This window comes from Pseudomonas sp. H11T01 (assembly GCF_048515765.1).
GTDB lineage: Bacteria > Pseudomonadota > Gammaproteobacteria > Pseudomonadales > Pseudomonadaceae > Aquipseudomonas.
Map to the genome: position 1 here is coordinate 26,464 of NZ_JBLYED010000044.1, position 11,253 is coordinate 37,716.

12 protein-coding genes are annotated in these 11,253 nt (G+C 59.7%); 6 read left to right on the top strand and 6 right to left on the bottom strand.

Features of this window, described 5'->3' with window-relative positions:
- Window positions 1-12: 12 nt before the first annotated feature.
- Window positions 13-270, bottom strand: coding sequence for a hypothetical protein (locus ACN1C3_RS32125; RefSeq protein WP_419119753.1), 258 nt, complete (start codon window positions 268-270; stop codon window positions 13-15).
- 260 nt (window positions 271-530) lie between these two features.
- Entirely contained in the window at window positions 531-1,271 is a 741-nt protein-coding gene (locus tag ACN1C3_RS32130; RefSeq protein ID WP_419119754.1) for an SDR family oxidoreductase, read from the bottom strand.
- Between the two features lie 132 nt (window positions 1,272-1,403).
- Here ACN1C3_RS32130 and ACN1C3_RS32135 point away from each other — a divergent pair, with 132 nt between their 5' ends.
- Together ACN1C3_RS32135 and mgrA are read left to right on the top strand one after the other, a co-directional pair.
- Complete coding sequence (locus ACN1C3_RS32135; RefSeq protein WP_419119755.1) at window positions 1,404-2,294, top strand: LysR family transcriptional regulator; 891 nt, start codon at window positions 1,404-1,406, stop codon at window positions 2,292-2,294.
- A 140-nt stretch (window positions 2,295-2,434) separates the two neighbouring features.
- Entirely contained in the window at window positions 2,435-3,472 is a 1,038-nt protein-coding gene (gene mgrA / locus ACN1C3_RS32140) for an L-glyceraldehyde 3-phosphate reductase (RefSeq protein WP_419119756.1), read from the top strand.
- 111 nt (window positions 3,473-3,583) lie between these two features.
- On the opposite strand, the gene ACN1C3_RS32145 is transcribed toward mgrA, so the two are convergent.
- Window positions 3,584-5,980 carry a penicillin acylase family protein gene (locus ACN1C3_RS32145; protein WP_419119757.1) on the bottom strand — a complete coding sequence of 799 codons (2,397 nt, stop codon included), beginning with the start codon at window positions 5,978-5,980 and terminating at the stop codon, window positions 3,584-3,586.
- Window positions 5,981-6,080: 100 nt separating this feature from the next.
- Entirely contained in the window at window positions 6,081-6,677 is a 597-nt protein-coding gene (locus tag ACN1C3_RS32150) for a DUF6436 domain-containing protein (RefSeq protein ID WP_419119758.1), read from the bottom strand.
- Between the two features lie 102 nt (window positions 6,678-6,779).
- Here ACN1C3_RS32150 and ACN1C3_RS32155 point away from each other — a divergent pair, with 102 nt between their 5' ends.
- A complete protein-coding gene (locus ACN1C3_RS32155; RefSeq protein ID WP_419119759.1) occupies window positions 6,780-7,718 on the top strand; it encodes an alpha/beta hydrolase in 939 nt (312 codons plus the stop codon).
- Between the two features lie 49 nt (window positions 7,719-7,767).
- On the opposite strand, the gene ACN1C3_RS32160 is transcribed toward ACN1C3_RS32155, so the two are convergent.
- Window positions 7,768-8,520, bottom strand: a complete 753-nt coding sequence (locus tag ACN1C3_RS32160; protein WP_419119760.1) for a DUF2059 domain-containing protein — start codon at window positions 8,518-8,520, stop codon at window positions 7,768-7,770.
- A gap of 108 nt (window positions 8,521-8,628) precedes the next feature.
- Here ACN1C3_RS32160 and ACN1C3_RS32165 point away from each other — a divergent pair, with 108 nt between their 5' ends.
- Together ACN1C3_RS32165 and ACN1C3_RS32170 are read left to right on the top strand one after the other, a co-directional pair.
- Complete coding sequence (locus ACN1C3_RS32165) at window positions 8,629-9,261, top strand: 2OG-Fe(II) oxygenase (protein WP_419119764.1); 633 nt, start codon at window positions 8,629-8,631, stop codon at window positions 9,259-9,261.
- 1 nt (window position 9,262) lies between these two features.
- Window positions 9,263-9,748, top strand: a complete 486-nt coding sequence (locus ACN1C3_RS32170) for a DUF523 domain-containing protein (protein WP_419119761.1) — start codon at window positions 9,263-9,265, stop codon at window positions 9,746-9,748.
- On the opposite strand, the gene ACN1C3_RS32175 is transcribed toward ACN1C3_RS32170, so the two are convergent.
- Complete coding sequence (locus ACN1C3_RS32175; RefSeq protein WP_419119762.1) at window positions 9,745-10,518, bottom strand: transporter substrate-binding domain-containing protein; 774 nt, start codon at window positions 10,516-10,518, stop codon at window positions 9,745-9,747. The two genes, ACN1C3_RS32170 and ACN1C3_RS32175, sit on opposite strands and share 4 nt — an antisense overlap.
- Before the next feature lie 134 nt (window positions 10,519-10,652).
- Here ACN1C3_RS32175 and ACN1C3_RS32180 point away from each other — a divergent pair, with 134 nt between their 5' ends.
- Window positions 10,653-11,093 (top strand): DUF4399 domain-containing protein, encoded by a 441-nt coding sequence (locus ACN1C3_RS32180; RefSeq protein WP_419119765.1) that lies wholly within the window; start codon window positions 10,653-10,655, stop codon window positions 11,091-11,093.
- Window positions 11,094-11,253: the final 160 nt, after the last annotated feature.

Consider the following 11,253-nt stretch of genomic DNA (forward strand, 5'->3'; position numbering starts at 1 on the left):
GCCGGTGGCGGCTCAGGTTCTGGTCAGCATCAGGAACAGCACCAGAGCGACCACCGGCACGCCGAACACCACACAGCCAACCGCCAGTTCCGTGGCCAGCGGCTGATTTGCGGTGACCATGCCGGCCGCGCCGTTGATCACCGTGAGTGCCAACCACAACGCGACGAAGCTATAGCTGAGCGTCTGCTGGCTGAAGCCGAGTTTGTTGCCGATGAACAGCATCAGAGCCAGAAGGATCAGGCCGAAGGTGGTGATGATAGTGGTGTGCATGTAGAGGGTCTCTTGAGCTGAGATATTTGGTGCCTGCCAGGCCGTCATCGCGAGCAAGCTCGCTCCCACATTAGATCTGCGTCAGGCCACTGTGATGTGATCGACATAGAACCAGTGTGGGAGCGGGCTTGCTCGCGATGGGGTCACTGCGAACCTAAGATGAGTAGGCCGTCAGTACCAACCCTTCGCAAAATCGTTCCTTATCCGTTCGAGCAATCCGCCACAACGAGCATAGGCGTTGAGAGCCGTGACGACTCAAATCAAACCAGCCCGCCGTTGGTACGCAGGATCTGCCCGTTGACCCAAGCGGCAGCCGGGCTGACCAGGAAGGAGATGACGTTGGCGATGTCTTCCGGCTGACCCAGGCGTTCCAGTGGCGGCATCTTGGCGAAGGTCTGGATCTGTTCTTCGCTTTTGCCGTGCAGGAACAATTCAGTGGCGACCGGGCCGGGAGCCACCGCGTTGACCGTGATATTGCGACCGCGCAGTTCTTTGGCGAACACCTGGGTCAGCGACTCAACCGCCGCCTTGCTGGCGATGTACACCGCGTAGCCCGGCAGGTTCAGGCCGACGGTGCTGCTGGAGAAGTTAACGATCCGCCCGCCGGCATTCAGGCGGGTCGCGGCTTCACGCAGGGTGTTGAAGGTGCCGCGAGTGTTGATGGCGAAGGTCTGTTCGAACAGTTCGTCGCTGTGCTGGGCCAGTGGCAGGACTTTGAGGATCCCGGCGTTGTTCACCAGCACGTCGACTTTGCCCAGTTGTGCTTCGGTCTCATCGAACATCCGGCTCACGTCGGCGGCGTTGGACACATCGGCCTTGATCGCTATGGCCAGATGGCCGGCCTGGCGCAGTTCCACTACCAGAGCCGAGGCTTCGTTGGCGCTGCTGGCGTAGTTGATGGCAACTGCGAAGCCTTCAGAGGCGAGTTGTCTGGCGATGACAGCGCCGATGCCGCGGGAGGCGCCGGTAACGATTGCAACTTTCGAAGTGTGAGTAGTCATCGCGAGTTTCCTTGAGGTGGTGAAGTTGTCTGGCGTGGGAGCAAGACTCACATGTTTACTCAGGGTGATAAATGCACCAGAGTTGCCTTGACTGTTCAATAATCGCTAACAATCTAGCGTCAGGAGCCCCGCGTGGATCAAGTCAAAGCGATGAAGGTTTTTGTGCGGATCTACGAGCGCAGCAGCTTCACGCTGGCCGCCGATGACCTGAACCTGCCCCGCGCCACCCTGACCCATACCCTCAATCAATTCGAAGCCTGGCTCGGCACGCGGTTGCTGGAACGCAGCACGCGGCGGGTGCGCCCGACCCTGGATGGCGAGGCGTACTACCTGCGTTGCGTGCAGTTGCTGGCGGAGCTGGAGGAGGCTGAACTGGCGTTTCGTTCGGTGGCGCCGAAGGGGCGGTTGCGGGTCGATTTACATGGCACTCTGGCCAAGTACTTCGTGATCCCGGCGCTGCCGCAGTTCATGGAGCGCTACCCGCAGATCGAGTTGTCCATCAGCGAAGCGGATCGCTTTGTCGACCTGATCGCTGAAGGGGTCGACTGCGTATTGCGGGCCGGCACCTTGGGCGATTCGTCGCTCATCGGCCGCCGCGTCGCGACGCTGCGCCAGGTGACCTGCGCGAGCCCGGCCTACCTGCGCAAATACGGCGAACCGAAGAGCCTCGACGATCTGGCGCAACATCGCGCGGTGAACTACGTCTCGCGCACCACCGCCAAACTGTTTCCGTTCGAATTCATGGTCGACGGCGAGCTGAAAGAAGTCCCTATCGACGGCGCGCTGTCGGTGTTCGGCGCAGAGATCTACGCCGCCTCGGCAGTCGCCGGTCTAGGTCTCATCCAGTGCCCGCACTACCGCATGGCGGCGCAGATTTCCCAAGGGCTGGTGCAAGAAATTCTTGTCGACACGCCACCACCGCCCATGCCTGTTTCCGTCCTTTATCCGCATAACAGACACATGTCGCCGAGGGTGCGGGTATTTGTGGATTGGTTGAGTGAGATATTTGCCAACGCGGTTTGATACGTAGGGAAAAATCGCATATGAAACGTTTCAGCCATTAGTCGAATTCGATGTTTGCGCTGCCTTGCCTGCCCGCGATAAGGTCGGAACGACCTTCAGTATTTCAGAGACACCGCGGACTCAAACCGAGAGAGGATTCGATGACTTATATTGCTGCCGAAAACCGCTACGACTCCATTCCTTACCGCCGCGTCGGACGCAGCGGGCTGGTGCTGCCGGCACTGTCCCTGGGCCTGTGGCACAACTTCGGCGACAGCACGCCAATCGACACCCAGCGATCCTTGCTGCGCACCGCCTTCGACCTGGGCATCAACCACTTTGATCTGGCCAACAACTACGGCCCGCCGTACGGCAGCGCCGAGATCAATTTCGGCCGCTTACTGCGCGAAGACTTCAAGCACTACCGCGATGAGCTGATCATTTCCAGCAAGGCCGGTTGGGACATGTGGCCGGGGCCGTACGGTCAGGGCGGCGGCTCGCGTAAATATGTATTGGCCAGCCTCGATCAGAGCTTGCGGCGGTTGGGCGTCGACTATGTGGATATCTTCTATTCGCACCGCTTCGACCCGGACACCCCACTGGAAGAAACCGCCGGTGCATTGGCCACTGCCGTGCAGCAAGGCAAGGCGCTGTACATTGGCATCTCGTCGTATTCCGGGGTCAAAACCCGTGAAATTGCAGCTTTGTTGCAAGAATGGAAAGTCCCGCTGCTGATTCACCAGCCGGCCTACAACCTGCTTAACCGCTGGGTGGAAAAAGACCTGCTGGATACCACCGACGAGCTCGGTGCCGGTGTGATCGCCTTTACTCCGCTGGCCCAAGGCCTGTTGACCGACAAATACCTCAACGGCGTGCCCAAGGATGCGCGGGTCAATCGTCCGGGCGGCGGTTCGCTGCAAGCCTCGCACCTCTCGCAAGCCAACATCGCCCAAGTGCGCGCCCTCAACGAAATCGCCCAACGCCGCGGCCAAAGCCTCGCGCAATTGGCCTTGGCCTGGACCCTGCGCGATCCACGAGTGACCTCCGCCCTGATCGGCGCCAGCCGGCCGGAGCAAATCATTGAAAATGTCGGGGCGTTGAAGAATCTGAGCTTTAGCGCAGAAGAATTGGCCGAAATCGACCGGTTTGCGCAGGAGGGCGGGGTTAATTTGTGGGAGAAGCCTTCGACGGCTGAGTGATCCGTTAACGATCGTTCCCACGCGCAGCAAAGGAATGCAGCCCGTGACGCTCCGCGTCACATCCAGAGCTGACGCAGAGCGTCTATTGAGGCATTAACGATCAATGTTTGCTTATTGAGCCACCCTCGCTGGCAACAACTTCAACGTACTGCGGGTATTGGCCGTCACTTCCTCGTCGTTGAAATGCGCCTGCTGGTAAATCCCCTCGATGAACGCCTCGGCCTGGTCGTCGTAGTGCTTGTCGAACGGCACGCCGCTTTGCCCGACCGGGTTGATGGTCAGGCTGTGGGCCGGGTCGGCGAAGTCGATGATGCGTCGGGTCGAGGGGCCGTAGGTCGCCGGCCACGGTGCGGGGCCGATCTTGGCCGAGAGGTTGTTCGGCACTTCATGGCTGCCGGGGGCCCCGAACGGGCCGACGTTGAAGAGTCGATCCAGTGGCTTTTGCACGCCTAGCGGATGGTTGTGGGTCAGGGTATGCGCATCGCTCCACAACCATTGAGTCGGGTCGTCGCCCAGAGTGGTCTTGAGGTGGGCGATGCTGGCCTGCCATGCGGCTTTGACGATGTCGGCACGACTTTCCTTGCCGAGGGTATTGCGGTTGTCCCACCACGGCGAATCGGCGGACGCGGCCAGTCGCGGCAACGCGGCATCAATCACCCGAGTGGAGAGCAAAGTCTCGAAGAAGCCATCGCCGAGTTCGTCGTGGAACACGGCATCGGTCAGGTTGAACAAAAACTGGTTGAACAGCGTGGCGCTGGTGGAGTACAGCGGGTAGTCACCTTTCCACTGTGCCAGTTGCGCGACCAGTTTGAGTTCCGCCGGGTCTTTCACCACCTCACGCAGCACCGGCAACAGTGGCGCCAACAGGCGAGGGCCGTAGGCGGTGGTGGTACCCAATTGCAGCTTCTGGCTGTTATCCAGGTCCCATTTGACGCTCGCGTCGCTCAGCTGCTTGTTCAATTGCTGGCCGCGATCCGCGAGGTTGTAATAACCAGGAATCTCCATGCCAGTCGGTGACAGCGGCTGGAAATTGGCCGAGACGATGTAACCGCGTGCCGGGTTTTCTTCCTGAGGGTTGGCGCTGAACGGGTAGAAGCCGTCCTTGTCCGCCTGGCTGGTGCTGCCGTCGAGGATAAAGCCCGGTTTGACCCCGGCCGGGCGTTTCGGCAACTGTGCAGCCGCCCACCAACCGATGTCGCCCTTGGCGTTGGCCCATACCAGATTCAGGCCTGGCGCTTGCACCTTGGCCGCAGCGCTACGGGCCTTGACCAGGGTGTCGGCGCGGTTGAGCTGGTAGAAACCTTCGAGGATCGGGTTTTGGGTTTCGAGGAACGCCCACCACATGGCTATCGGCGTCTTGCCAGCGTTGGCGCCGAGCACGTCATTGATGATCGGGCCGTGGGGTGACTGACGCAGAACCAGCGTGACCGGCTCCTGTCCCTTCACCGCGATTTGCTGTTCGCTGGTGGTCATCTCGACCCATTTGTCGCGATACCAGACCTGATTAGGGTTGTCCGGGTTGACCTTCTCGGCGATCAGGTCGAGATCGTCGTTCTGGAACATTGTCACGCTCCAGCCAAAATCAGTGTTGTGACCAAGGGACGCGAAGGGCATCAGCGCCTGGTAGTAGCCGTACAGCTCGAATCCTGGCGCCGACAGATGCGCTTCGTACCACACCGAAGGCGCGGAGAAACGCACGTGTGGATCGCCGGCCAGCAGCGGTTTGCCACTTTTGGTCCGGTTGCCGGAAATCACCCAGGCATTGCTGCCTTCGAACTGCGGCAAGCCGTTGTCGGCCAGCGCCTGTTCGCTCAGCCGGGCAATGGCGTTCAGGTCTTTCCAGTCGCTGGCGGCAAGGGTGGGCGTCGAGGCCAGTACGCCCTTGGGTTGCCAGTCGAGGTCAAAGACACTCAGGTATTCACTGCCCAACTCGTCGCGCACATAGGTCAGCAGAGGTTCGGTACGAAACGCTGCGGCAAAACTGTAGGCCATGTAACCGGCGATGCTGATGGTGTCCTGGGCGGTGAACGGACGTTTGTGGATACCCAGTACGTCGAATTCCATGGGTTGGGCGTGAGTCGCCTGGTACTGGTTGATACCGTCCAGATAGGCTTGCAGGGCGTTCCAGGTCGCAGATTGCCGATCAAGGCCGGCCAGGTAAGTCTCTGCACGCTCGCGAATGCGCAGGCTGCGCATCAGTTTATCGGTGTCGAGTAATTTGGGACCGAGCACTTCGGCCAGTTCGCCGCGGGCCAGTCGACGCATGATTTCCATCTGGAATAGCCGGTCTTGAGCGTGTACGTAACCGAGGGCGCGGTACAGATCGGTTTCGTTCCCGGCGCGAATATGCGGCACGCCACGTTCGTCATAACGCACCGTCACCGAGTCTTGCAGGTGATCGAGCTCAACAAGGCCCTGGCGCGAAGGCTGCTTGCTGTACACATACCAGCCACCACCGACAGCGAGTGCGACGATCAACAGGGCGAGTACGGTGAGGCTGCGTTTCATGGCGATTCCTTGTTCGTTCTTGATGACGGCTATTCCTGCCCGCCAGTTTTTAGCACGGGTCGCGACCTGGCACATCGCACCTAGGAGGGATTTGCTTGAGTCACTCGTGTACTTCTTGCTTGGCGCTGTCGCCGGTCCACGGGCAATAACAGCCCACCGCGAGGGTGTGAGTTGCGCTGACCGGGCGGTCTTCGCGCAGGGCCTGCAAGATCGGTTCGATAAAGCTATTGCTGGAATTACAGGTCAGGCCTTCGCTGTAAGGCCCGAAATACGCCAGTTTGCCGTTACGGTCCCAGATCGCCACGGCCGGGCTGGCCGGTATCTGATCGGCGCCGGGCAGGGCATGCAGGGTTTTTAGGCTGCTCAGGGTGCTGGGTAATTGGCCGTGGCTACCAGTCTTTTGCACCGAATAGAACTCCACACCTTGCGGCCCAAAGTGCTCGATCAGTTCGGCCAGGTGCTGCTGGTTGCCGACGTTGCACGGACAGGCAGGGTCCCAGAAGTGTACCAACCGGATCGAACCGGGACCGGCCAGTTCGGGGGGGAGGCTCAGAGGATCGCCGGAAAACACGGCGGTGTGTTCGTTGAAGGCACGCAGGTAACGGCCCTGAAACCAGTCGTAAGCGCTCCACAGCGTCCCGGCACACACAAGGGCGAGCAGGCTGGCAAGCAGTGTCGTGCGGTAGGGCAGACGCATACGGATCAATCCTCGAAGGTCGGGTAGCTTGCCATGCTTGCCGCGACAGATGAATATCGCAGATCCATAAAGTCTGTTTCGCGTTTTTGTCTGGAAATCTTCATGCCTGTTACCTTCGACCCCAATCACCTGCGTGCCAGTTTGCTGCCGTTGGCCGCCGCGCAGCCGCTGTCGGTGGAGGCACAGGCCTATCAGCGTTTCTATGGCCTGGATTTCCCGCAGCGTAACGTGCCGGTCAAGCGTGCATTGGGACGCTTCGAGGTCGCGGGCTATGAACTGGTCAGCCAGGTCTGGTGGCCGCAGCAAGCTGTCGCCACGATGTTTCTGTTTCACGGTTTCTACGATCACATGGGGTTGTACCGGCATGTGATCGAGTGGGCGCTGGAGCAGAATTTCGCGGTGATTGCCTGCGACCTGCCAGGACATGGGTTATCCAGCGGCGAGCGCGCCAGCATCAAGGATTTCGCCGAGTACCAGACGGCGTTGCAAGGGCTGTTCGTTGAGGCGAAGTCCCTCAACTTGCCGCAGCCGTGGCACCTGTGCGGACAAAGCACGGGCGGCGCGATTGTGATCGATCATCTGCTCAATCACGGCACCGATAGCCCGGCCCAAGGTCAGACCATCCTGCTCTCGCCACTGGTGCGACCACGGGCCTGGGGTTGGTCGCAGTTCAGCTATTACCTGATCAAACCCTTCGTTAAAGGCATTGCCCGGCGTTTCAGCGCGAACACCAACGACCCTGATTTCTTGCCGTTCCTGCAGGCTGATCCGTTACAGCCGTTACGTCTGCCGACCGCTTGGGTCGGTGCGCTGGCGCGATGGATCAAACGCATCGAAGCCACGCCGCGCAGTACACGGCGCCCACTGATCGTTCAGGGGCAAGCGGATATGACGGTGGATTGGGAGCATAACCTGGAGGTGTTACGCAGCAAGTTCGACCAGCCGCAAGTGCTGATGCTGCCTGAGGCGCGGCATCATCTGGCGAATGAAACGCTGGCGTTGCGCGAGCGGTACTTCGGGTTTTTGACCAAGAACGTCTGAAGAAACTGTGGTGACTGTGCTCGCGATTGGATTTTGGAGACGCCTCAAGTCACTGCGTCAGGCTCGACGTACTTTGCCCCACCGCCAACCCGGCGCGGATCGCTGCCAGCGCGGCTTGATAGTAAGCCTTGCCCTCGTCCGACTCGGCGAAGGTGGCGAATTCTTCCAGTTCCGTATCAGACAGGTCGCGGTAAACGTAGAGCAAGGTGTTGTTCAGGTCGGCGCCGATCTGATCCATCAGCCGCTGGCGCTGACCGTTCAACATCCCTTGGGCTTGACCGCCGCCCAGCAGGCCGGGAATCATCTGACTCAAACTGTCGGCGGCAACTCCGGCGATTGCCAGGCTGACTTCGGCACCGGCCTCGCGAGCAGGCAGCGCCTGAGCCAAATGGCCAATGATCAACAGGCGTGCGTCGCTGGCCTGGATTTTCGGCAAGCCCTGAGCGTTTTTCGCCAACTGATCGCGGCGGGTCGCCAGCAATTCAGCTGAGACAATCTTGCGGCCCAACGGTGACTGGAAGAAGGTCAGCGCCGGTTTCGGGTCGGCAAGTTTTTTTCGCAATTGCGCCTGGGCTCGCTGATCCATTGCCTGTGGCGCAAAGCGTTGATTACTGTTGTTTACCAGCGCCTGGAACACCGCAGGTGGCAGGCTGTTTTTGTAGCGTTGCTGAGCGGCGGTAAGGGCATCATTAAAATGCGCGCGTTGTTCTGGCCAACCGGCGACCTTGTACAACTGGTCGAGGCCGTCTGCCCACGCGGGCAAAATGCAGAACATCAACAGTGAAAAAAGCAAGCGACGCATAAGGGCTCCTGTCAGCAGGCGACTATTCTCCGTGGGAGCCCAACACTTGTCGAGAATTCGTATCAGAGCGCTCTGCGGCTCTGTCGGATTTATAGGCGTATGGATACTATGCTCAGCATGCAAATATCCTCTGATCACCCGCTGCTGTTACGTATCGTCGACGACCTCGCTGCACAAGGGTGGTCGCAGCAGAATATTTTCCTGCCAGAGGATCTGACCCTGGAACTGGCGGCTGAGTGCCATAAACGTGCCACCGAGGGCGAGTTGGCCCCGGCCGCGGTGGGGCGAGGTCCTTTTCAGGAGATTCGCGAGGGTATCCGGGGTGACCATATCCAGTGGATCGAGCCCGGCCAGGTCGAGTCTTGCGACAGCTACCTGGGTTTGATGGACAGTCTGCGGGTCGCCATCAATCGCGGATTGTTTCTGGGCCTGGAAGATTTCGAAAGCCATTTCGCGTTGTACCCGCCAGGTGCGTTTTACCTCAAGCATGTCGACCGCTTTCGCGATGATGACCGGCGCATGGTGTCCACCGTGGTTTACCTCAATCAGGGTTGGTTGCCTGATCATGGCGGACAGTTGCGGATGTATCTGGACGAGGGTGTTGCATACGATGTGGTACCCACGGGAGGTTGCCTGGTGGTATTCCTCTCCGGCGAAGTGCCCCATGAAGTCCTGCCCGCCACTCGAGAACGCCTGTCGCTGACGGGGTGGTTTCGACGTCGCGGCAATGAGCCGTTCTGACATGCAGAAAGTTCTGGTGAGTCGCTGTCTGCTGGGACACCGCGTGCGTTACGACGGCGGGGCCAGCGGGCCGTTCGATCAGCTTGAGCAGTGGATCGCCGAAGGTCGGGTGGTGGCGCTGTGCCCGGAAGTGGCCGGTGGGTTGCCGACGCCGCGCCCGGCTGCCGAGATTCCCGGAGGGCAGGGCGTTAAAGTGCTGGATGGCAGTGCTCAGGTGCTGACTGCCGGGGGTGAGGACGTCAGCGCCGAGTTTCTATCCGGCGCGCGACAGGCTTTGGCGCTGGTCGAACAGCACGGCATCCGGATTGCCGTGCTCAAGGCCAACAGCCCGTCCTGCGGCAACCTGCTGACCTATGACGGCACCTTTGGCGGGGTCAAGGTCAGCGGGGAGGGAGTGACTGCGGCGTTGTTGACACGCAATGGGGTTCGGGTTTTCAGTGAGCTGGAATTGCCCGAAGCCACCGCCGCGTTGGCGGCTTTGGACTAAGGCTTCGGCGGCTTGCTCGCATCCATTCCGAACCATTTTTCCGAGAGCGCCATTAGCCGACCGTCCGCTTTGATGCGTTGCAGCGCGTTGTCGATACTGGCCTGAAACGCCGGATTACCTTTCTGAAACGGGATTGCCAGGCTCAGCGTCGGGCCGACATTGGCGCCTTCCTTCACGGGCAAACGGCTGTCACGAATGGCGTAAGGGACCAGCAAACGGTCGCTGATGGCCGCGTCGATCTGCTTGTCCGCCACGTCTTTGAGCGGTTGTTGCGCATCGGGGTAGCTGCGCAGATCGACGCCTTCCACCGTGCGCGTCTGCTCGGCGAACTGGCTGCTTTGCGCCACGCCCAGCGCCTGGCCCTTGAGCGCTTCCAGAGTGCTCAGTGGGCGCGGCTCCTCCTGACGCACGATCAACTGCGCATTGGAATAACTATAGGGTTCGCTGAAGTCGAAACGATCCTTGAGTTCCGGGGTCAGTGCTATGTGGTTGATGGCCACATCGTACTTGCCGCTCTCCACGCCTTGCAGCAGATCAGCCGAGTCCGTGATGACAAAGTCTTCACGCACATCCAGCTCGCTGGCGAGCATTTGACCCAACTCGACCTCGAAGCCGGTGAGTCTGCCGTCATCCTTGAAGTTAAACGGTGGTGTATTGGCTTCCAGAGCGATGCGCAGCTCGCCACGGTCATTCACATCGTCAATCAGTTCGGCTTGAGCGTAAGTGCTCGCAAGGGGTAGCAAAAGTAACAGGCCAGGCAAAAACCGCATGGTCACTCCTTTGAATTCTAATGAGCAGTGCGCGGGTTCTGGTGCGCTTTGCTATGGTGATGAGTGCCTTCGACAACGAATTGCCACGAAGTTGTCGCAACCGTACAGATTTTGCAGAAAAACTGGAGAACAGAATGAAAACCTTTATGTCTCGCGCTGCTTTAGTCAGCCTGTTACTGGGTGCTTCGATGCTGGCAAGTGCTGCGGATAGTAGTGCACGCACTCCGGCTCCCAAGGGCGCGACGGTGAGCATCGTCTCTCCGGCGGACGGCGCCACGGTGGGTGAGAGCTTCAAGGTCAGGTTTGCCGTCGAGGGCATGGCGCTCGCGCCGGCGGGTGACCCGACCAAAAACACCGGTCACCACCACCTGTTTATCGACGTTGCCACATTGCCGGCGGAGAACATGCCGATCCCGAAAGACGCCAACCATATGCACTTCGGCATGGCGCAAACCGAAACTGACATCAAACTGGCCCCGGGCAAGCACACCTTGCAGATGGAGATGGGCGACAAGAACCACATACCGTTCGACCCGCCGATTGTCTCGAAGAAAATCACCGTCATTGTGAAGTAAACGTATTGCGGACATAAAAAAGGGAGACCCGAGAGCAGATTGTGTGAAAACCTAGCAATCTGCTCTCCGGTTCAAGAAAATGCCCGCATCGCAAGATGCGGGCATTTTTCTTATGCGCTATATCCAAGGTGAAGATCGCTGCCAGGGGGCACTGTTTCCA

Excerpts from the sequence above, each read along its gene's own strand:
- ACN1C3_RS32155 (WP_419119759.1), top strand. The coding sequence starts at position 6,780 with ATGCCTGTTACCTTCGACCCCAATCACCTGCGTGCCAGTTTGCTGCCG.
- ACN1C3_RS32160 (WP_419119760.1), bottom strand. The coding sequence starts at position 8,520 with ATGCGTCGCTTGCTTTTTTCACTGTTGATGTTCTGCATTTTGCCCGCG.
- ACN1C3_RS32130 (WP_419119754.1), bottom strand. The coding sequence starts at position 1,271 with ATGACTACTCACACTTCGAAAGTTGCAATCGTTACCGGCGCCTCCCGC.
- ACN1C3_RS32125 (WP_419119753.1), bottom strand. The coding sequence starts at position 270 with ATGCACACCACTATCATCACCACCTTCGGCCTGATCCTTCTGGCTCTG.
- ACN1C3_RS32175 (WP_419119762.1), bottom strand. The coding sequence starts at position 10,518 with ATGCGGTTTTTGCCTGGCCTGTTACTTTTGCTACCCCTTGCGAGCACT.
- mgrA (WP_419119756.1), top strand. The coding sequence starts at position 2,435 with ATGACTTATATTGCTGCCGAAAACCGCTACGACTCCATTCCTTACCGC.
- ACN1C3_RS32180 (WP_419119765.1), top strand. The coding sequence starts at position 10,653 with ATGAAAACCTTTATGTCTCGCGCTGCTTTAGTCAGCCTGTTACTGGGT.
- ACN1C3_RS32150 (WP_419119758.1), bottom strand. The coding sequence starts at position 6,677 with ATGCGTCTGCCCTACCGCACGACACTGCTTGCCAGCCTGCTCGCCCTT.
- ACN1C3_RS32145 (WP_419119757.1), bottom strand. The coding sequence starts at position 5,980 with ATGAAACGCAGCCTCACCGTACTCGCCCTGTTGATCGTCGCACTCGCT.
- ACN1C3_RS32165 (WP_419119764.1), top strand. The coding sequence starts at position 8,629 with ATGCTCAGCATGCAAATATCCTCTGATCACCCGCTGCTGTTACGTATC.
- ACN1C3_RS32170 (WP_419119761.1), top strand. The coding sequence starts at position 9,263 with ATGCAGAAAGTTCTGGTGAGTCGCTGTCTGCTGGGACACCGCGTGCGT.